The sequence below is a fragment of the Variovorax sp. GW821-FHT09B05 genome (assembly GCF_059418265.1).
In genome coordinates this window covers 687,455-706,695 of record NZ_JBWKPN010000002.1, presented here as the reverse complement: position 1 = coordinate 706,695, position 19,241 = coordinate 687,455, and the positions used below count along the sequence as shown (strand labels likewise).

At 71.6% G+C, this 19,241-nt stretch carries 23 protein-coding genes; 3 read left to right on the top strand and 20 right to left on the bottom strand.

Going from position 1 to position 19,241, the window contains the following annotated elements; translation table 11 throughout:
• Positions 1 to 88: 88 nt before the first annotated feature.
• The 8 genes from AC07RM_RS08300 to AC07RM_RS08265 all read right to left on the bottom strand — a co-directional run bounded on the left by AC07RM_RS08300 (position 89) and on the right by AC07RM_RS08265 (position 7,901).
• A complete protein-coding gene (locus AC07RM_RS08300) occupies positions 89 to 1,108 on the bottom strand; it encodes a FecR family protein (protein ID WP_495334157.1) in 1,020 nt (339 codons plus the stop codon).
• A 46-nt stretch (positions 1,109 to 1,154) separates the two neighbouring features.
• A complete protein-coding gene (locus AC07RM_RS08295) occupies positions 1,155 to 1,658 on the bottom strand; it encodes an RNA polymerase sigma factor (protein ID WP_143129107.1) in 504 nt (167 codons plus the stop codon).
• Positions 1,655 to 2,365, bottom strand: coding sequence for an STN domain-containing protein (locus AC07RM_RS08290; RefSeq protein ID WP_495334156.1), 711 nt, complete (start codon positions 2,363 to 2,365; stop codon positions 1,655 to 1,657). The genes AC07RM_RS08295 and AC07RM_RS08290 overlap by 4 nt, the downstream gene beginning before the upstream one ends.
• Before the next feature lie 170 nt (positions 2,366 to 2,535).
• The gene (locus AC07RM_RS08285) at positions 2,536 to 2,913 is read right to left on the bottom strand and encodes a hypothetical protein (protein WP_495334155.1); all 378 of its coding nucleotides are present in this window, start codon (positions 2,911 to 2,913) and stop codon (positions 2,536 to 2,538) included.
• Complete coding sequence (locus AC07RM_RS08280; protein WP_495334154.1) at positions 2,910 to 4,382, bottom strand: DUF1501 domain-containing protein; 1,473 nt, start codon at positions 4,380 to 4,382, stop codon at positions 2,910 to 2,912. The genes AC07RM_RS08285 and AC07RM_RS08280 overlap by 4 nt, the downstream gene beginning before the upstream one ends.
• A 43-nt stretch (positions 4,383 to 4,425) precedes the next feature.
• Positions 4,426 to 6,264: a DUF1800 domain-containing protein gene (locus AC07RM_RS08275; RefSeq protein ID WP_495334153.1), complete on the bottom strand. Its 1,839-nt coding sequence runs from the start codon at positions 6,262 to 6,264 to the stop codon at positions 4,426 to 4,428.
• Positions 6,265 to 6,474: 210 nt separating this feature from the next.
• Positions 6,475 to 6,822, bottom strand: coding sequence for a hypothetical protein (locus tag AC07RM_RS08270; RefSeq protein ID WP_296787933.1), 348 nt, complete (start codon positions 6,820 to 6,822; stop codon positions 6,475 to 6,477).
• Positions 6,823 to 6,956: 134 nt separating this feature from the next.
• Positions 6,957 to 7,901 carry an adenylate/guanylate cyclase domain-containing protein gene (locus AC07RM_RS08265; protein WP_495334152.1) on the bottom strand — a complete coding sequence of 315 codons (945 nt, stop codon included), beginning with the start codon at positions 7,899 to 7,901 and terminating at the stop codon, positions 6,957 to 6,959.
• Positions 7,902 to 8,247: 346 nt separating this feature from the next.
• Here AC07RM_RS08265 and AC07RM_RS08260 point away from each other — a divergent pair, with 346 nt between their 5' ends.
• Entirely contained in the window at positions 8,248 to 8,583 is a 336-nt protein-coding gene (locus AC07RM_RS08260) for a hypothetical protein (protein WP_495334151.1), read from the top strand.
• An 87-nt stretch (positions 8,584 to 8,670) separates the two neighbouring features.
• On the opposite strand, the gene AC07RM_RS08255 is transcribed toward AC07RM_RS08260, so the two are convergent.
• From AC07RM_RS08255 to AC07RM_RS08220, 8 genes are all read right to left on the bottom strand, one after another.
• On the bottom strand, positions 8,671 to 9,684 hold the full coding sequence (locus AC07RM_RS08255; protein WP_495334150.1) for an LD-carboxypeptidase: 1,014 nt from the start codon (positions 9,682 to 9,684) through the stop codon (positions 8,671 to 8,673).
• Positions 9,681 to 10,787 carry a tRNA adenosine(34) deaminase TadA gene (gene tadA / locus AC07RM_RS08250; RefSeq protein WP_495334149.1) on the bottom strand — a complete coding sequence of 369 codons (1,107 nt, stop codon included), beginning with the start codon at positions 10,785 to 10,787 and terminating at the stop codon, positions 9,681 to 9,683. The genes AC07RM_RS08255 and tadA overlap by 4 nt, the downstream gene beginning before the upstream one ends.
• A complete protein-coding gene (locus AC07RM_RS08245) occupies positions 10,777 to 10,989 on the bottom strand; it encodes a hypothetical protein (protein ID WP_495334148.1) in 213 nt (70 codons plus the stop codon). The genes tadA and AC07RM_RS08245 overlap by 11 nt, the downstream gene beginning before the upstream one ends.
• A 1-nt stretch (position 10,990) precedes the next feature.
• On the bottom strand, positions 10,991 to 11,644 hold the full coding sequence (locus AC07RM_RS08240) for an FMN-binding negative transcriptional regulator (RefSeq protein WP_495334147.1): 654 nt from the start codon (positions 11,642 to 11,644) through the stop codon (positions 10,991 to 10,993).
• 70 nt (positions 11,645 to 11,714) lie between these two features.
• Positions 11,715 to 12,419 (bottom strand): ankyrin repeat domain-containing protein, encoded by a 705-nt coding sequence (locus tag AC07RM_RS08235; RefSeq protein WP_495334146.1) that lies wholly within the window; start codon positions 12,417 to 12,419, stop codon positions 11,715 to 11,717.
• Positions 12,416 to 12,934 (bottom strand): GlcG/HbpS family heme-binding protein, encoded by a 519-nt coding sequence (locus AC07RM_RS08230; protein ID WP_495334145.1) that lies wholly within the window; start codon positions 12,932 to 12,934, stop codon positions 12,416 to 12,418. Before AC07RM_RS08230 ends, AC07RM_RS08235 begins: the two co-directional genes overlap by 4 nt.
• 122 nt (positions 12,935 to 13,056) lie before the next feature.
• Positions 13,057 to 13,686, bottom strand: a complete 630-nt coding sequence (locus AC07RM_RS08225; protein ID WP_495334144.1) for a response regulator transcription factor — start codon at positions 13,684 to 13,686, stop codon at positions 13,057 to 13,059.
• Positions 13,683 to 15,170: a sensor histidine kinase gene (locus AC07RM_RS08220; RefSeq protein WP_495334143.1), complete on the bottom strand. Its 1,488-nt coding sequence runs from the start codon at positions 15,168 to 15,170 to the stop codon at positions 13,683 to 13,685. Before AC07RM_RS08220 ends, AC07RM_RS08225 begins: the two co-directional genes overlap by 4 nt.
• A gap of 66 nt (positions 15,171 to 15,236) precedes the next feature.
• On the opposite strand from AC07RM_RS08220, the gene AC07RM_RS08215 reads away from it, so the two are divergent.
• Positions 15,237 to 16,298 carry a DUF72 domain-containing protein gene (locus AC07RM_RS08215; RefSeq protein ID WP_495334142.1) on the top strand — a complete coding sequence of 354 codons (1,062 nt, stop codon included), beginning with the start codon at positions 15,237 to 15,239 and terminating at the stop codon, positions 16,296 to 16,298.
• Between the two features lies 1 nt (position 16,299).
• Here AC07RM_RS08215 and AC07RM_RS08210 read toward each other — a convergent pair whose 3' ends face one another.
• Entirely contained in the window at positions 16,300 to 16,782 is a 483-nt protein-coding gene (locus AC07RM_RS08210) for a RidA family protein (protein ID WP_495334141.1), read from the bottom strand.
• A 186-nt stretch (positions 16,783 to 16,968) separates the two neighbouring features.
• Between AC07RM_RS08210 and AC07RM_RS08205 the strand changes: the two genes are divergently transcribed.
• Positions 16,969 to 17,586, top strand: coding sequence for a DUF2726 domain-containing protein (locus AC07RM_RS08205; protein WP_495334140.1), 618 nt, complete (start codon positions 16,969 to 16,971; stop codon positions 17,584 to 17,586).
• Here AC07RM_RS08205 and AC07RM_RS08200 read toward each other — a convergent pair.
• The 3 genes from AC07RM_RS08200 to AC07RM_RS08190 are packed head-to-tail and all read right to left on the bottom strand — an operon-like array spanning position 17,565 to position 19,239.
• A complete protein-coding gene (locus AC07RM_RS08200) occupies positions 17,565 to 17,885 on the bottom strand; it encodes a non-heme iron oxygenase ferredoxin subunit (RefSeq protein WP_495334139.1) in 321 nt (106 codons plus the stop codon). The genes AC07RM_RS08205 and AC07RM_RS08200 overlap by 22 nt on opposite strands.
• 29 nt (positions 17,886 to 17,914) lie before the next feature.
• On the bottom strand, positions 17,915 to 18,874 hold the full coding sequence (locus tag AC07RM_RS08195; RefSeq protein WP_495334138.1) for a Bug family tripartite tricarboxylate transporter substrate binding protein: 960 nt from the start codon (positions 18,872 to 18,874) through the stop codon (positions 17,915 to 17,917).
• A complete protein-coding gene (locus tag AC07RM_RS08190) occupies positions 18,871 to 19,239 on the bottom strand; it encodes a chorismate mutase (protein WP_495334137.1) in 369 nt (122 codons plus the stop codon). Before AC07RM_RS08190 ends, AC07RM_RS08195 begins: the two co-directional genes overlap by 4 nt.
• Between the last annotated feature and the right edge of the window lie 2 nt (positions 19,240 to 19,241).

Genomic DNA, 19,241 nt, shown 5'->3' with positions numbered 1-19,241 from the left:
GGTCGGTCGTTGAAGTCCTGACCTAGACGTTGGCGCAGCGAAGACCCGCCAAGGAAATCCGACTTTTTTTGCGCGCCCGCGGCCGCGCTCAGCCCAGCATCACGATCCCGCCCGGCCAGCGCGTCGCGCGCGCGCCGAACAGCACCTCGATCTGCTCGATCGCCTCGTCGAGCGCGTTGATCCGGAAATGCCCGCTGAGCCGGTGGCGCGCGAGCGAGTCGCTCGCCAGCACGACCCGGCCGTTGCGGTAGCGGTTGATCTCGTCCACCGCCTCGCTCAGGGGCGTGGCGCGGAACACCAGCTCGCCGCGGCGCCAGGCCTGGGTCTGCGCCATGTCCACCTGCGCCACCGGCGACACACCGGTCGCGCCGCACCAGATCTGCTCGCCCTCGCGCAGCGCAACGGTGCGCGTGGGATGCATCACCTCGACGCGGCCCTCGATGCAGCTGACGCGGTAGCGCTCGTCCTGGCGCCACACGGCGACGTTGCCCACGCCGGGCACGATGCGCAGCTCGCCCGCGACCAGCTCGACGTAGGGCGCGCCGGGGCCGCGCCGCAGCGTGGCCTCGCCCGCGATCAGCCGGATGCGCTCGCCGCCGCCGGCCGCGGCGCCGGGCTGCACCGCGAGGCTGGTCTGGGTGTTGAGCATCAGCTCCACGTCGGCGGCCAGCGTCACCGTGGCCTGCTGGCCGGTGCCGGTGCGGTAGTCGGCCACCAGCTCGGACCACGAGGGCCACAGCGCCAGCGGCGGGTGCACCACCGCCGCGATGGCCGCGGCGCCCGCGCTCGCGAAGCCCGCGCCGAGCAGCCAGCGCCGGCGCGTGTCGACCGCCACCGCGGCCTGCACGGCCGCGCGGCCCGGCGCGGCGGCGGCCTCGGGAAAGAGCCGCTGGTGCGCCTGCGCCACGCCGCCGATCGCCTGCCATTCGCGCTTGGCGCGTTCGAAGGCCTGCGCATGGCCGGGGCCGCGCGCGCGCCACTGCGCGAGCTGGCGCGCGTCCCTGCGCGTGGCCGCGCCCGAGCGCAGCCGGCGCACCCAGGCGCGCGCCTCCTCGTCGAGACGGGAGGCAAGGACTTCGGAATCGTCGTCGGCCATGTTCGAGATCATCGGTGTGCTGCTGACTGGACGTTCGGCGCCGGGGCCGACCGCCAATTCAATCCTTGCGCGGCCCTCGCATCTGTTCGACGCAGAACTCGTGCGCCAGGTGGATCTCGCGCTCGACGCGGCGCAGCGAGATCGCGTAGCGCTGCGCCAGCTCCTTCTGCGGGATGCCCTCGACGCGCGAGGCGAACAGCAGTTGCCGGCGCAGCGGCGGCAGCAGCTCCATCGCGCGCGCCACCGCCTCGAGGTCGATGCGCGCCTCGACCGCGACCGCCGGGTCGATGGCCTTCTCGTCGGTCATCAGCAGCTCGTCGACCTCCTCGCCCGAGAGCTCGAGCCGGTCGGCGCGGATGCGGTCGATCGCGATGTTGACCGCGGTGCGCAAGAGGAAGCTCTGCGGGCTGTGCACCGGGCCGGCCGGCGCGCGCACCGAGAGCTTGACGTAGGTGTCGTGCAGCACGTCCTCGGCCAGCTCGACCGAACCGAGCCGGTGCGAGAGCTTGCGGCGCAGCACGTCGTAGCGCTCGACCAGGAAGTTCAGCAGGCCGGCGCTCATGGGCGGCAGTCGCCGGTCTGCGCCGGCTGGCGCGGCAGGATCAGCAGCGCGATCGGCTGCGCCAGGCCCTCGGGCGGCGCCGACTCGAGCGCCAGGCCGGTGAGCCGCGCGGCGATGCGCGCATCGCGCCGTTCGTTGCCGGTGGCATGCAGCACCACGCGCTCGACCACCGGGGCCCCGGCATCGATCCAGAGGTTGAGCGCCAGCCGGTAGCTGCCGGGCATGGTGACGGGATCGCCGCACAGCGCGGCGGTCACGCGGGCCTGCAACTGCGCGTAGTAGGCGCGGCGCACGGCGGTCGCCGCGATGGCGGTTCGCGTGTCGGCCGTCGGGGCAACGGGCGACGTCCCGGCGGTGGGCGCCTCGGGCCGCATCAGCATGAAGGCCGCCTGCGAGGTGTAGCGCACCACGATGCCGCTGCCCGCGAGCAGCTCGCGCAGCGCGGCCTCGGGCGTGTGCTCGCCCTGCAGCGGGCCGGCCATGCGGCCGTCGGCGATCGCGTCGTCGTAGAGCAGCGACTGGCCGGTCTGCGCATGGAAGCGGCTCAGTGCGGCGGCCAGCGGCAGGCGCGGAATGTCGAAGTGCATCGGCGCCGCGGGATCGGCCACAGCGGTCCGTGGCGCGTCGGCGCGCGCGGCCGGCATGCCGCCCAGGAGCACCGCCACCGCCATCAGTCCCGCCGCGAGCTGTGAACCCGCTGCGGGCATGCCGGATCGAGGAAGGAGGTGCAGGAAAGGTGCATGCGCGGCGTGTTCGGAGGAGCCGGGCCGTGGACGTCGGGACCATCGCAGCCGGGGCGAGCCGGATGGTGACTGCGCTGCGTGACGGATTCGTGTCGGTGCGATGACAGGCGGCGCCGCGCTGGCCGCCCGGCGCCTCAGCGGCCCGCGCCGGCCTGCCTCGAGCGGCCGCGCACGCGCTCGTAGCGGTAGACGCGAAAGCCCTCGTCCTGCACGAAACCCACGGGCTCCCAGCCGCGCGTCAGTGCGCAGTCGGTGATCTGCGCCATCTGCACGCCGAGGTAGTCCTGCAGCACGTCGTCGACCGCGAGTTCGAACTTGCGCAGCTCGCGGTCCAGCGCCTCGATGGCCGCGATCGCGGCTGCGACGCTGGCGAAGGGCCGGCGCCGCGCGAGGCCGAGGCCCGGCGTCGCGGGCGGTGCCTCGCGGCGCGGCTTCGGACCGAAGTCCACGCTGATGCCGCCCTCGACGCTGTCGAGGCTGCCCATCAAGGTGACGTGGCCCATGATGTTCATCCCATGAATCCCACGTCGCGCGGATACGCGATGCCGTTGGCCGTGCGCCCGAAGTTCTTCAGGTTCGGCAGGATCCCGTCGAGCTGGCTGTCGGGCACGCCGAACCAGCGCGCGAGCGTGGCGGCGTACTGGTCGACCGAGGTGGTGGGCAGCAGCCGGCCCTGGCCCACGTGCCACTGGTCGGCATCGGCCGCGGTGTTGCCGATGCTCACGGGCGGCGGCGTACCGTAGATCGCCCTGCCCTTCACCGCGCCGCCTACCACGAAGTGGTGGCCGCCCCAGCCGTGGTCGGAGCCGTCGCTGTTGTACGAGAGCGTGCGGCCGAAGTCTGAGGCCGTGAAGGCCGTGACCTGGTCGCCGAGGCCCAGCGTCGCCATCTGGCGATGGAACGCGGCCATCGCATCGGACAGCCGCTGCATCAGGCCGGGCTGGATGGTCATCAGGCTGTCGTGCAGGTCGAAGCCGCCCATCGAGACGAAAAAGACCTGGCGCTTCACGCCCAGCGAGGCGCGGCCGCGGATCAGGCGCGCGACCATCTTGAGCTGGCTCGCGAGGCCGTTGTTGGCCGGGAAGGCGCCGGCGGGAAAGTCGCTCTGGATCGCCGCCGTGACCTGGCCCTCGGCCTTGACCGCGCGCCGGACCACCTTGCTGTATTCCTCCTCGAGCGTGTGGCCGCGCGATTGCTGCGCGAGCTGCTGCATCGCGGCCTTGACGGTGTCGGAACCGAACAGGTTGCCGGTGTTGGTGCCCACGCTGTAGATGCGCACCGCGCCGCCGGTGCCGACCTGGTACTGCAGCGCCTGGTCGCCCGAGAGGAACACGGCATTGCCCGACACCGACATGCAGGTGAACAGCGCGCCGGTGTTGCCCGACAGCACGAGGTCGCCGATGTTGCCGCCCCAGCCCACGGTCGAGCCCTCGGGCGAGGACGACTGCCAGACCGACTGCTGGTCGTTGTGCGAGAACAGCTTGGGCGGCACCGGCCAGGACTTGCGGTTGCCGCTGTCGTACTGGGCGCGCGTGATCGGCCCGATCAGCGGGCCGACGTTGAGCTGCACCGCCACCTTGCCCTCGTTGTGGAACAAGTCGGCCAGCGCGGTCATCGACGGATGCAGCGCGTACTGGCGTCCGCCCGGCAATGCCTGCGTGGGCGCGAGCAAGGTGGGCAGCAGCTGGGCGCGCGCGATCGCGATGCCGCCGCCGGCATCGCCGTTGCCGCCGCGGATCTGGCTGTACTTGCCGTAGCTGTCGGTGTCGTAGGTGACCACCGTGTTGGCGTAGTCGTTGCCGCCGTAGAGGAAGACGCAGACCAGCGCCTTGTAGTCGTCGCCGGGCGCGGCCTGGGCCGCGGCCTCGCCCATGGTCGCGAGGTTGAGCGCGAACGGCAGCGCGGTGCCGGCCATCGCGAGCTGGCCCGAGCGGCGCAGGAAGGCGCGCCGGGTGTGGCGCGCGGGATCGATCAGATGCATGGGCGCCGCTCCTGGCTGGCCGTGTTCGTCGGGGTCATGGGGTTCATTTCTGCACCAGGTATTCGGGCGCGCCCATCACCAGCATCACGGCCGCGTAGACGCGGTTGAGCCGGGCGCCCTCGCTGCTGCTGGCGTTGAGCGCGGGGGTGGCGAGCGCATTCGTGATCAGGCTCACGGTGGCGCTCGAGAGCTGGTTGCCGGTCAGCAGCAGGTTGAGCCGCTTCACGAGCGCCGCGGGGTCGAGCGCCAGCGCCTTCTCGGCCGTGTAGGCGGCGCGCACGTCGCCGTTGTCGATGCCGTAGGGCAGCGCGTTCTGCAGGAAGTTGAGGTAGCCGCCCACGCTGGACTCGTTGACGATCTGGAACTCGGGCGCCACCAGCTTGCGCTCGGCGATGGCGGTGGCCGGCGGCACGTAGCCGGGCCGGAAGTAGTTGAAGACCGAGGGCGAACGCAGCGGGCTCTGGCCCAGGCCGTAGCTGGCATTGCTCTGGTCGCCGATGCGCCAGGTGCCCTTGGTGGAGCTCGCGCCGAAGCTGCGGCCCCATTGCGCCAGCCGCAGCATCGGTTCGCGCAGGCGGCCGAAGTCGGGATTGGCCAGGCCGGCCGGCGCGCGCGCCTCGTCGTCGATCAGCACGGCGGCGAACACCGCCTTCAGGTCACCGCGCACGCCCGCGCCGTTGTCGGCGAAGGCCGCGGCCACGCGCTTCACGTAGGCCGGGCTCGGGTTGCTCGTGACCAGCCGCTGGATCAGCTGCCGGCCGATGAAGGGGCCGACGTTCGGGTGGTTGAACAGCGTGTCGAGCGCGATCTTGAGCGCGGCGGCGCCGGGCGTGTTGGCGGGCACGGTGGCGCCGAGGAACTTCGCCTCGAGCATCGAGTGGCGGCTCGCGACAAGCACCATCGGCCGCGTGGTCCAGTCCCTGGTCTCGACGGTGTAGCTGGCACCCGGCGGGCGGAAGCCGTTCTCCTCGCCGGGCTTGATGTCGAGGTCGTAGCCGGTGAAGACGCGCGCGAGCTGCGTCACGTCGTTCTGCGTGTAGCTGTCGAGCGGCTGGCCGTCGGCGCCGGTCTTCGGCGTGCCGTCGGCCTCGAGCTGCTGCAGGCCGATGCTCATGAGCTGCATGACCTCGCGCGCATAGTTCTCGTCAGGCTGGCGGCCGCGGTTGTTCTCCTTCTGGTTGCCGCGCGTGTTGAGGTAGAAGCCCATCGCGGGATTGAGCGTCACGGCCTCGAGCAGCTGGCGGAAGTTGCCCGAGACGCATGCGGCCAGCATGTCCCAGTACTGGGCCATCATGTGCGTCGGCCAGCTCGAGCCGATGTCGTTGGCCGAGACCACGAAGATCTCGCTGAGCGCGAGCGCCATGCGCTTGCGCACCGCGTCGCCCGACAGCATGAGCTGGCGCCAGACGGTGGCGTCGATGTCGGTGGCGTTGTAGGGCTGGCTCTCGACCCATTCCCAGGCGGTCTGGGTGCGCGGCGCGCTGAACTGCTGTTCGAGCCAGGGCAGATAGCCGAGGCTGCGCACCGCGGCGATCTCCGGCTCGGAGGCCGAGAACTGCGCCTGCAGCAGGAAGCGCGCGGCTTCGGCGTCGCTCTTGGCCTGCAGGTAGTGGTAGGGGCCGGTGTCGGCCGGCGTGGCCGGATCGGGCTGCGGGTTGCCGCCGCCCGCGCCGGGGAAGATGCCACCGCCGGCGCCACCGCCGCCTCCTCCGCCGCCACAGCCCGCGATCAGCGCCGGCATGGCGAACAGCGCCAGGCCTTTCAGCGCCTTGGCCGATCCCGTGTGGGTGGGCGTGCCGTGGCCGTCCCCGTCCCGCGCCAGCGGCGCATCCCCCGTCTCATGAGCCGCTGCCTGCTGGCCGGCTTCTTCCGTGTCGAACATGACCCTCGCTCCTGCGGCGCCCGCGCGCCGATGGGGGTCAGGAGGCAAGGGTCATGCCCTACCGGTTTCCGTGGATCGAGAGGCCGGAACCGGCGGACTTTCAGCTTAGGAATGTGAACTTGTGTGACTTTTTCGTCGTTCAAGAAACACAATTTGACAATTCCTGTCGCGAATTGTCTTCAGCAAGCGCTCAGGCGGACACTGGGCGCGTCAGTCGTCGTCCCCGTCGTCGTTGGGCGCGCGGTACGGGTAGCCGGGGCCGTAGTAGAGCCGGCCCGGCGGCGGCGCGATCAGCGGTGCCGGCCGGTAGTACACGGGCGGCGGCGGGCGGTAGTACACCGGCGGGGGCGGCGCGTAGTAGATCGGCGCGGGCTCGTAGTAGACGGGCGGCGGCGCGTAGTACGGCGGCGGATAGCCCACGCCGGGCGTGCCGATCTCGATCGACCAGTGGCCGCGCGCGTTGGCGGCACCGGCCGCGAACAGCGAGGCGAGCGCCACGGCGGCGAGCGCGGCCAGATGCAGGCCGCGGGACGAGGAAGAAGAAGGCTTGAGGTTCACTGAGGGCTCCCGGTCCAGGCTGGCTGGAAACGACCGCGAACGGCGGTCCGATGCACGAGCAACGCCCGGCCCCCGCGCCCCGTGCACGCCCGGCCACCGCTTCTGGTAGCCAAACGTGACGAGGCGGCCGCCCTTCAGCCGACCGAGCGGCGCGACAGCAGCACGTCGCCGCCCATGGTGTTGAAGGCGATGGTCGGCGCGCTGAAATCGCTGAGCGGCGCGCCGAGCCCGATCTCGCCGCTGCCGTGCAGCACGCATTCCTCGCGCCGCAGCGCGATCTCGCTGCTGGGCCCGGCATTGCCGTGGAAGCGCACCCAGGTGCCGTAGGTGCTGATGTCGGTCAGCACGCAACTGCCCTGTCGCAGCTCGATGCGCGCATGCAGGCGCGACACGCGCGGATCGTTGACCACGAACTCGGCGTCGTCGACGCGGCCCAGGTGGATCGGCAACTGCTCGGTGCGGAACATCGAGCGCACGTCGAGCCAGCTCAGCTCGATCTGGCCGAAGTTCGAATCGGCATGGCGGCTCGCCATCAGCGCGGCCGGCACCGTCAGCGAGGCGGTCACGTCCTCCTGCCAGTCGATGCGATGCACCACCGAGAGCTCGCTGCGCCCGCGGATGTTGATCGGGCCGAGGTCGCGGTGATGGACCGCGCCCTCGGGCAATTGGGCGATCACCGATTCGGTGGCCCAGATCTGGCTCGGCCCCGCGAGATCGCTGAGCCGCGAGGCCAGGTTGACCGCGTCGCCGAAGCAGTCGCCGTCGACCTCGAGCACCTCGCCGCTGGCCACGCCGATCTGCAGTTCCATGCGCAGCGGCGCGGGCCAGGCCAGCAGGCGCTTCTGGTGCTGGCGCTGCAATTCGATCACCGACTGGATCGCGCCCGCGCCTTCGGCGAAGAGCGCGAACACGCCATCGCCCAGCGACTTCACCACCCGGCCGCCATGCTTTTCGCACACCGCCCCGATCCATTGCGTCAGGCGCGTCACCGTCTCGGTGGCCCGGGCATTGCCCATCGCCTCGAAGACCCGGGTGCTCCCGGTCAGGTCCGCAAACACCACAGTGGAGTTGACAACCATGTTCTGAATTCGGCCTCACCGCCGTTGTTTTGAGTTTTCTTATCTCCGACCGGACACGGAGAACGCCGAAATCCGGTCATCCCTGGACGGGTTTGTACCGTCAAATCCTTCACCAAGTCGCACTATTCTGAAGAGGAAGAGTGAGCTGTCGGATAAATACTATGGGCCATGTAGGAAAAGTCCTGCATTTTCCTTAATACTTTAGAAAACACTCCTCAGTTTTTGCTCGAACTGCTACGTAAAGTGTGTTGTTTTCAAACAAGAAACAATGTTCCACAACTTGTGTCTTGATCATCGCCCGATTAAGGTAACCGCCACCTTTGCTCCTGGTGTTACGTAACTCGCCATGTCGATCATCCGTCGTCTGCTTCGTCTGCTGCACCTTTCGGGTGGTGCCAGTGCGCGCACCAAGGATCTGCAGCTCGGCCGCATCCGCAGCGCGATGCTGTCGCTGCTGCCATCGCACGGCGGCCACTCGGTGCAACGCGTGAGTCAGCGCGTGCGCTTTGCCGCCGATGTCGAAACCCTCTGGTATCTGCGCCAGGACGTGATGACCGCGCTGAGCGCGGTCGACGGCGAAACCGCCGCGCGCCGCAAGATGAAGGGCATCAACAGCATGTTCGAAGGCGGACTGCCGGGATCGATGGGACCGCGCGCGCACCAGCGCATTCCCCACCACTGATGTAACGGACGGCAGGCGGTCGCGAGCTGCCTGACGTTCGCTTCGAGGCGGCCTCCGGGCCGCCTTTTTTTTGGCGGGCGCGGCGCCTCAGTGTGCGTGGCCGTGGTCGGCGTGGTCGCCGTGCGCGTGGCCGTGATCGTGGCCATGCGCATGCCCGTGCGGCCTGGCGCTGCCGTGCGGGTGATGGCCCCACACCATGAACACGTCGCGCCCGTCGGCCGCGAGCTCGACCTTCGCGCCCACCGGCAGCAGCACCTTGGTCGGCACGTGGCCGAACGGCAGGCCCGCGATCACCTGCACCTTGCGCAATTGCGCGCGCAGCCGGTCGATCACGGTGTCGAGGCCGAAGCCGCGGTCGTAGCCCGGCACCTTGCGCATGCCGGTGAACTGGCCGAAGACGATGGCGCGCTGGCGGCCGAGCACGCCGGCCATGCGCAGCTGCTCGAGCATGCGCTCGATGCGGTACGGGTGCTCATTGGTGTCCTCGATGAACAGCACGCCCTGGTCGACCGCCGGAAAGTACGGCGTGCCGAGCAGGCTGGTCAGCACGCAGAGGTTGCCGCCCCACAGCACGGCGTCGTGCACGGGCTTGAGCTTGATGCCGGCATCGCGCGCCGGCATGCGCCAGCCGGTGCCCTCGCCCTGCCCGCTCGCGAGGTCGTCGAAGCAGGCTTCCATGATGTCGTCGGGCCCGGCCTCGGCGCCGAAATCCTCGCCCACCGCGGGGCCGGCCCAGGTCACGGCGCCGGTCTTCGCGAGCAGCGCGTTCTGCAGCGCGGTGAAGTCGCTGAGGCCGACGAACTCGGTGCCGCGCTCGATGGCCTTGGCCACCTTCTTGAACGGCACGCCGTCGAGGATGCGCGTGAGGCCGTAGCCGCCGCGCGCGATCAACGCGATGTCGGCCCCGCTCGCGGCCGCGCGGCCGATGGCCGCGAGGCGCGTCGCGTCGTCGCCGGCGAAGCGCTGGTGGAAGGACAGCGCGGCCTCGTCGACCTCGACCTCGTGGCCCAGAGCCTTCAGGCGCGCCACGCCGCGCCGGAACGCGGCCTTGTCGCGCACCGCGCTGGAGGGGGAATAGATGTAGATGTGCTTGTTGCTCACGGCGTCGAGTATCCCATCGCGGCGCGCGCGGCCCCGGCCAGTGCCAGCGCCTGCGCGCGATCCGGTCCCGAGGACCGGGCCAGCGGGCCGAGCGCGCGCAGCGCGGCCTCGAAGCCGCGGTCGGGGAACGGCGCGCGCCAGGCATCGCGCACGCGCTCGCCGCCCTCGGGCGCAGCCAGCAGCGCCGCGAAGCGGCCCGCGGGCGCGGCCGCATGGAGCGCGGCCGCCAGGTCCGCACCGGCCTGCGAGTGCAGCAGCACCATCGGCGCGGGCGGCAGCCGGGCCAGCCATTCGAGCAGCAGGTCGCGATGCCACGCGAGGCTGTGCGCGGCCTCGCGCTTGGGCTTGTCGCTCTTGCCGAAGCCGATCAGGTCGGGCACCCGCACGCGCAGCCCGGGCAGGCCCACGAGATGGCGGAAGGCATAGCCCCATTCGCCGGGGCCATGCAGGCACAGGCAGGTCGCCTCGACGGCACCGCCATCGGCCGGCCCTTCGTCGACGTAGTGCAGGCGCCAGCCGCGCTGCGACGGCAGGTCCTGCACATGGTGCGGCGCGAAGGCGTAGTCCGCCAGCGCCTCGAAGCGCTCGGGCGGCGTGCGCAGCGCATCGTCGCGCAGCGGCTGCGCCTGCTCGCGCGCGGCCGTGCGCCGGCGCTGGAAGAAGTCCTGCAGCAGCGCCGCGCAGTCGGCCGCCAGCACGCCACCCCGCACCTGCGTGCGGTGGTTGAGCTGCGGCAGCGCGAACAGGTCGAGCACCGAGCCGGCCGCGCCGGTCTTGGGATCGCTGGCGCCATAGACCACGCGCGCGAGCCGCGCATGCAGCATCGCGCCCGCGCACATCGCGCAGGGCTCGAGCGTGACGAACAGCTCGCAGCCCTCGAGCCGGTAGTTGCGCAGCGCCTCGGCCCCGGCGCGCAGCGCATTGATCTCGGCATGGCCGCTCGGGTCGTGGCCGCCCACGGGCGTGTTGCGGCCGGTGGCGATCACGCGGCCGTCCTTCACCAGCACCGCGCCCACCGGCACCTCGCCGGCCTCGGCCGCGCGCCGCGCCTCGGCCAGCGCGAGCGCCATGAAGCCGTCGTCGTTCAGGGGCTCACTCGTCATCGGGCATCTTGCGCTGCGACTGCTGCATCGCGGCGTCGAGGGCCTGCTTGTACTGGTCCTGAACCTGGCGCGCCTGGTCGCGCACCGTGGCATCGCCCCCGGTCGACACCGCCGGCGCGGCCGCGCCCGCGAACTGCTTCTTCGCCACCAGCGCGACGATCGCGAGCGCGACCACGAGGCCGATCAGTCCGAGTCCGCGCATCTCAGGCCGCGCCCTTCGCGGGCGCCTCGGCACCGGTCAGCCCGAGCCGCTCCATCCACACCGACAGCGCACGCTCGTCGCCCGACCCGGCCGCATAGCGCTCGTGCATCGCCGCATGCGATTCGCGCCGGTGCTGGTTGAGCTTGATCTTGCATTGCAGCGCGGTCACGCGCAGCTCGAAGCCCACGATGCCGGCCAGCATCTTGAGCTGGAATTCCTCGCCGAGGTCGCGCCACTGCTGCGCATAGGCCGGCTCGTGCTCGCCGATCAGGCGCTTGAGCAGCGCGTCCTTGGCCGGTACGTCCTCGACCAGCCGGGCCTCGACCGTGCAATGCACCGCGAGGTAGTTCCAGGTCGGCACGCGCGCCAGGTCGGGATAGACCTGCGGCGACAGGTAGGCATGCGGCCCGAGAAAGGTGGCGACCGCGCGCGGCCGCGCCTGCAGGTAGCGCCAGTGCGGATTGGGCTTGGCGCAGTGGCCCCACAGCACCAGCCCGCCGCCCTCGCCCGTCCTCTGCTCGGCCACCAGGGGCAGGTGCGTCACGTACGGCAGGCCGTCGTCGTCGGTCGAGATCAGGCTCGCGAACGGATGGGCGCGCATCAGCTCGAGCGCGACGGCGGGATCCTTGGCGTTGAACTGCGGGGGCATGTACATGGGACGAATCCTTGGGACGGCGAGGCCCGATTGTCCCCGAGCCGCCCGGCGCCCGCGCCCCGCGTTCTGCTCAAGGCGCGCCGGCGGCCCGCAACTGGTCGGCCATCGCCGTGTAGCCGCGCGCCACCGCGAGCTGCAGCGGCGTGCGCCCCTGCCGGTCGGCCAGCGAGAGCCTGGCGCCCGCGCCGATCAGGGCCGCCAGCGTGCGCTGGTGCCGCGCGCCGCCGTCGCCCAGCACCACGGCCTCGATGGTGGCGGTCCAGTGCAGGTTATTGACGTGGTCGAGCGGCGCGCCGGCCGCGATCAGCTGGCGCACCACCTCGTCGTGGCCCAGGTGCGCGGCCGCGATCAGCGCGGTGCCGTCGTAGCGGCTCGTGACCTGCTTCGCGCTCGCGCCCAGCGACAGCAGCAGCGCCAGCGTGGCCGGATCGTCGGCCACCGCGGCGATGGTCACGGCGTCGTAGCGATCATCCTCGAGCAGGTCGAGCGAGGCGCCGGCCTGCGCCAGCAGGCGGATCGCCTCGCGCTGGCGCGCATGCGTGGCCACCTGCAGCGCCGTGCGGCCACGGGCGTCGCGCGCATCGAGCGTCGCGCCGCTCGCGATCAGCGTGCGCAGCCGCGGCAGGTCGCCTTGCCAGGCCGCGCGGTGCAGGCCCTCGTAGGCCTTGGCCTCCGCCACGCTGGGCGCGACCTGGGCCATGGCCGCGCCGGGCACGCCCGCGCCGAGCGCGAGCGCCAGGCCGGCGGCGAGCCGAAGCGCGCGCGGCGTTCTCATCCCAGCAGGCCCTTGACCTTCTCGAGCGCGGCATTCGCGCATTGGTCGTCGAGGTGGCCGCCGGGCGCGCCGCCCACGCCCACGGCACCGATCACCTCGTTGCCCGACTTCACGGGCACGCCGCCGCCCAGCAGCAGGAAGCCCGGCAGGTAGACCAGGTTCGCGGCGCCGGGGTTCTTCTGCGCGTTCTCCATCATGGCCTGCGTGGGGCTCTTGGCCGAGGCCGAGGTCCAGGCCTTGCGCTCGCTCGAGGCCAGCGTGTGCGGGCCGGCGTTGTCGGCGCGCTGCACGGCGCGCACGGTGCCGGCGCGGTCGACCACGGTGGCGGCCACGTTGTAGCCGTTGGCGGCGCAGGCGGCGACGGCCTCGGCGGCGATCTGGTTGGCCAGCGTGAGCGAGATGTTGCGCTCGGTGCGCACCGCGGCGGGCGCGGCGGTCTGGGCTTGGGCCAGGGTGGAGGCGGCCAGGCCGACGACGGCGGCAGCGAGGGTGGCGAGGCGAAGCGACGAATGCATGAAAGGGTCTCCAGTGAGTGGCGCCGGCCCGTTGCCGGCGGCTGCGCCACTGTAGGAAAGGCGCGCCGGCGCGGCCATTCGTACGGCTGCGGGCCGCGCTCCGTAGTTCTACGGAGCGCCGCTCAGGCCACGTCGCCGTCGACCAGCAGCGCGTAGCGCCGGATCAGCTGCGCCAGCGAATCGCTCTCGAGCTTGGCGAACAGGTTCGCGCGGTGCGTCTCCACCGTGCGCGGCGACAGCGCGAGCTCGCGCGCGATCTCCTTGTTGGTGAGACCGGCGACGATGAAGGCCAGCACCTCGCGCTCGCGCTCCGACAGCTGCGCCACCCGCTCGCGCGCCGCCTGGTCGGCCTGCGAACGCTCGCGCGAGCGCACGTGCTGGCGCACCGCCTGCTGCAGCGCCTCGAGCAGTTGCTCGTCGTCGACCGGCTTCTCGAGGAACTCGGCTGCGCCGGCCTTGAAGGCACGGCGGCACATCTCGACCGTGCCGTGGCCGGTCAGCATGATCACGGGCTGGTCCACGCCCTGCGCCACCAGCCGGTCGAGCACGGTCAGCCCGCCGATGCCGGGCATGCGCACGTCGAGCACGATGGCGCCGATGCCGCTGCGGTCGAAGCCCGCGAGAAAGGCCTGCGGATCGGCCCAGGCCTGCACGCGCAGGCCCACGGTGCCGATCAGCAGCGCGAGGCTGTCGCGCACGGCCTGGTCGTCGTCGATCAGGTGCACCAGCGGGGATTGGGGCTGGACGTTCATCGGGCGCTTTCTTCCAGCCGCAGCCGCAGGGTGAAGCGCGCGCCGCGCGGCAGTGCATGGGCGGCCTCGAGGCTGCCGCCCATGCCGCTGGCCAGCGTCTCGCTGAGGCTCAGGCCCAGTCCCAGTCCGCCTTCGCGCGTACTGAAGAAGGGTTCGAACAGCCGCGGCAAGGCCTCGGGCGCGATGCCGCGGCCGCTGTCGACGATGGCCAGCGTGCCCTCCTCGCCCTGGCGCGCGAGCTCGACCTCGATGCGCCGTTCGCCCGCGGGCACGCCCTCGAGCGCCTGCAGCGCGTTCATCAGCAGGTTGTGCACGATCTGCTCGAGCGCCACCGGCTCGCCGAGCACGCGCAGCGGCGGCTGGGCCGCGGCATCGAAGCGCACCGCGACACCGCGCTGCTCGAACTCGGGCGCCAGCAGGTGCATCGCATCGCGCACCACCTCGTGCAGCGCCAGCGGGCGCAGCTCGCCACCGGCCTCGGGCCGCTCGATCACGCGCCGCAGCCGCCCCACCACGCCGGCCGCGCGCCGCGCCTGTTCGACCGCCTGGCCCATGGCGCCGCGCGCGGTGGCGATGTCGGGCGGCTCCTCGTCGAGCAGCCGGCGCGCGGCCTGCGCATTGGCGAGCACGGCCGTCAGCGGCTGGTTGAGTTCGTGCGCGAGGCCGGCCGACAGTTCGCCGAGCGCATTGAGCCGCGCGACCTGGCCGAGCCGCAGCAGCTCTTCAGCGCGGCGGCGCGCCACGCGCTGGCGCTGCGCGGTCCACAGGCCCGCGACCAGCAGCGCCATCGCCAGCGTCCACAGCGCGATCGCGCGCCAGGGCAGTTCGGACCAGCCCACCTGGCGCTGCGCGACCAGGTCGAAGGGCTGGCTCGGCGAGGCCAGCACCTTGGTGAAGTCGAAGCGCCAGCCGCCCTCGCCGATGCGCCCCGGCTGCAGCACCAGCTGCTGGCCATCGCGCTGCAGGCTCAGCCGCACCGGGCTCTGCTGCGGGTTCATCGGCCAGTCGCGCCAGGGCACGGTGCCCGCGAGGTCGATGGCCAGCGCGTAGCTGACCGGGTCGGCGCCGATCGCCAGCAGGTAGCGCCCGTGCGGCAGGTCGAGCGCCGCGTATTCGGCGCGGTGCAGTTCGCGCGAGCGCGCCTCGGCCCGCGCCAGCGCCTCGGCCTGCGGACCCGGCGGCCAGGCCTCGTCGCGCGCGCGCCGCTGCACGCCGAGGATCGACGCGTACACGGCGGGCAGCCGCTGTTCGGGACGGTCGGCCGCACCGCCGCCGCTCGCGGGTTCGAGCAGCGCGAGCGTGGCCAGCACCGCGTCGTACTGCACCACCTGCTGGCTCATCAGGCGATGCGCGATGCGCGCGTCGGTGTCGAAGGCCTGGTGCAGTCGCTCGATATCCGCGCGCGCGAGCCAGACCGCGCCCGTGGCCGACAGCGCCAGCCAGGCCAGCCACCATCCGCCGCGGGTGCGCAACCACTGTTTCATGGCGCGGATTGTGCCCGGCGGGCAGGCGCCGGCCGGGCGAGAATGCGCGCCCGAGGCATCAGTGCAATGCAGGACCATCTTTTCCCCGACCTCCCCGGATCTCCCCCTTCGGCGACGCCCGCCCCTCCCACGGACGACGCCCCGGCCCCGAAGAAATCGCGCGGCGGCACCGTGCAGCCGGCACCGGCCGATCCCGCGCTGGTCGACCTCGCGCTGCAGCTGCCGCCGCAGTTGCGCTTCGGCGGCTCGTCGTGGAACTACCCGGGCTGGGCCGGCCTCGTGTGGGACGGCGAGTACGCCGAGGCCGTGCTGTCGAAGAACGGCCTCGCGGCCTATGGCCAGCACCCGCTGTTCCGCACCGTGAGCCTGGACCGCAACTTCTACCGCGCGCTCACCGCGAGCCAGTACGCGCGCTACGCGGCGATGGTGCCCGACGACTTCCGCTTCGTGGTGAAGGCACCGAGCGTGGTGACCGATGCCACGGTGCGCGACGAGAGCGGCCGCGGCACGCAGATCAACCCGGCCTTCCTCAGCGCCGATCTCGCGGTGCGCGAGTTCGCCGAGCCCGCGCTGCAGGGCCTGGGCCACCGCATCGGCGCGCTGGTGTTCCAGCTGAGCCCGCTGCCGCGGCCCGTGCTGGCCGATGTGCCGCTGCTGCTCGAGCGCCTCGCCGCGATGATCGCCGCGCTGCCGGCGCTCACCCCGACCGCGCCCGACGCGGTGGTCGCGGTCGAGGTGCGCGACCCGCAGCTCATGACGCCCGACTTCGCCGCCATGCTGCGCAGCGTGGGCGCCACCTGGTGCCTGGGCCTGCACGCGAAGATGCCGCCGATCGAGGACCAGCTGCCGATGCTGCGTGCGCTGTGGCCGCGCCCGCTGGTGTGCCGCTGGAACCTGCACCGGCGCCACGGCCGCTACGGCTACGAGGACGCCGAGAAGCTCTACGGCCCGTTCGACAAGATCGTCGACCCCGATCCCGAGACGCGCCAGGCGCTGGCGCGCGTGATCGCGGGCACCGTGAAGGCCGGGCACAACGCCTTCGTCACCGTGAGCAACAACGCCGAGGGCTGCGCGCCGCGCACCGTGGCGACCCTGGCGCAGGAAGTGGCGGACCTGCTGCTGCGCTGAATCAGTCGACTGCCACGGTCATCTCGACCTCGACGGTCGCGTTCTTCGGCAGCGCATAGACGCCGACCGCCGTGCGCACATGCACGCCCGCGTCGCCGAACACCTCGTGCAGCAGGTCCGAGGCCGCGTCGGCCACCTCGCTGTGCTGCGTGAAGTCGGCGCTGCACTGCACGAACACGCCCACGCGCAGCACCTGGCGCACCGCCTCGAGCGAGCCGAGCTCGCGGCGCAGGATCGCGAGCGCGCGCAGCGCGCAGATCTGCGCGCCCTCGCGTGCCTGCTCGAGCGACACGGTATCGCCCGCGCGGCCCGTGACCATCACCGTGGTGCCCACGCGCGGCACCTGGCCGCTGATGTAGACGGTCTGGCCATCGCGCACAGCCGACGCGTAGTGGCCGCCGACGCGGATCTCGCCCTCGAAGCTGTGGCCGAGCTCGGCGGCGATGCGGTCGGCGGTCTGTTGGCGATGGGCGGAGGCGGTCATGACGGAATTTCCAGCTGAAAGAAAAGGCGCCATCTTCGCCGCACCGGCGCGCCGCGAACAGATACAGAGCCCGCGAAATGCAGCCGCAACAGAGGCCGCGCGCAAGCCCTGGTCCCGGGCCTCGAGGGGCTTGTCGAAGCCCTCGCTCTCACTCGTGCGAGACTCGCCGCTGAAGGAGAGTTACAGATGAATACATTTCTATTCGTGGTCGTTCTGGCGACCCTCGCCCTGCTCCTGTTCGTGCTGATCGCCCAGAAGCGCAACGACAGCCGTGGCGGTTTCGTCGAACGCCCACGGCCGCGCGCGCCGCTCAACGAACGCCAGCAGGCCATGTACCACCGCCTGGTGCAGACGCTGCCCGACCTCGTGGTGCTGCCGCAGGTGAGCTTCGGCGCCCTGCTCACGGCGCGCACCCGCGCCGCGCGCAGCGGCTTCGGCCGCAAGATCGCCGACTTCGTCATCTGCGACCGCAACTTCGAGGTGGTGGCCGTGGTCGGCCTCGACGAGAAGGCCGGCCGCAAGGAGCGTGCGCTGCGCGAGGCCCACGACGCGCTGCTGGTCGATGCCGGCTACCGCGTGCTGCGCTATGCGCGCGTGCCCGACGTGGGCCGTGTCGAGGCCGACTTCGATCCCTCGCTGGCCACGCCGCGGCTGCAGATCGGCCCGCGCTTCCTCGAGGCGATGGCGCTCGAGCGGCCGGCCTTCAAGCCCTCGACGCACCAGTGGCATCCATCGAAGGCCAAGCGCCGGCGCCGCGAGCGAGCGCGCGAGCTGCCCACCGATCAGCCCTCGAACGCGAGGTAGACCCGCCCGCTCTCGATCTTCACCGGGTAGCTGCGCAGGTCCTCGGTGAGCGGCGCGCACATCGCCTTGCCGCTGCGCACGTCGAAGCGGCCCTGGTGCAGCGGGCACTCGATCTCGTGGCCCTCGAGGAAGCCGTCGCACAGCCGCGCATGGCCGTGGGTGCAGATGTTGTCGGTGGCATGGATGCCGTCCTCGGTGCCGTAGAGCGCGATGTCGCGGCCCTGCACGTCGATGCCGATCACGTCGTCGGCGGGGACGTCGTCCACCGCCGCGGCGTCGATCCAGGTGATCGTGGTCATGTTCTTTTCCTTCGTGGCGTGGATGGCTGTCAGTCGGGCTTGAGGCCCGTGCGCTCGATCACCGGCTTCCAGCGCCGCAGCTCCTCGCCCATGAACTTCGCCAGCGCCTCGGGCGTGCTGCCCACGGGATCGAAGTAGGCGGTCTGCAGGCGCTTTTGCACCTCGGGGTCCTTGAGCACCGCGGCGATCTCACGGCTCATGCGCTGCACGATCGCATCGGGCGTTCCCTTGGGCGCCATGTAGGCGAACCACGGCACGGCCTGGATGTCGGGCAGGCCCGATTCGCGCAGGGTCGGCAGCTCGGGCAGCAGCCCCGAGCGCTCGGCCGAGGTCACGGCGATGGCCTTGAGCCGGCCGGCCTTGGCCTGCGGCATCACCGACACCGGCGGCAGACAGGCGAACTGCACGTCGCCCTGGATGATCGCGGTGACGGCCTGGCCCGAGGACGCATAGGGAATGTGGACCGCGAAGGACCGGGTCTTGAGCTTGATGAGCTCCACGCCCAGGTGCGAGATCGAGCCGTTGCCGGTCGAGGCGAAGTTGAACTGGCCGGGGTTGCGCTTCATCGCATCGAGCCAGCCCTTGACCGACTCGACGTTCATGCCGTTCGACACCGCGCACACATTGGGCGTGGTGGCCGCGAGCGACACCGGCACCAGGTCCTTGAACGGGTCGTACGGCAGGTTCTTGTAGAGGATGGTGTTGTAGACCAGCGGCGCGTTGACCGAGAGCAGGAAGGTATAGCCGTCGGGCGCGGCCTTCGAGGCCTGGTCGGTGCCGCTGTTGCCGCCCGCGCCGGGCTTGTTCTCCACGATCAGCGGCTGGCCGATGCGCGCGGCGAGCTTGTCGTTGACGATGCGCGCGAGGATGTCGGGCGAGGCGCCGGCGGCGAAGGGCACGATCACGCGCACGGGACGCTGCGGCCAGTCCTGGGCCTGGGCCGTGATGGCGAGGGCGGCCGTGGCCGCGAGCACGAACAGGGTCTTCATGGCTGGGCCTCCACGTCCACCATGCCCAGGTGGTCCTGCTGCTCGCGCGCGATGAAGCCCGCGATCAACGCGCGGTAGGCGGCCTCCACCACCTCGGGATAGGCGCCCTCCTGCTCGGCCAGCGCCCTCACCTTGTCGATGACTTCCTGCTGGCGCTGCGGCGCCGAGACCTGGAAGGCATCGCGCTTGAAGCGCGCCGCGTCCTTCACGTAGCGGCCGCGCTCGGCCAGCAGTGCGACGATCCTGCGGTCGAGCGCGTCGATGTTCTCGCGCACCTCGGCGAGGTTGGCGCACAGCGGCCGATAGGCCGGGTCGGTGAAGCGGCGCAGCGGCGCGCCGTGGGTCTCGGGTTCTTTGTCCTGCATGG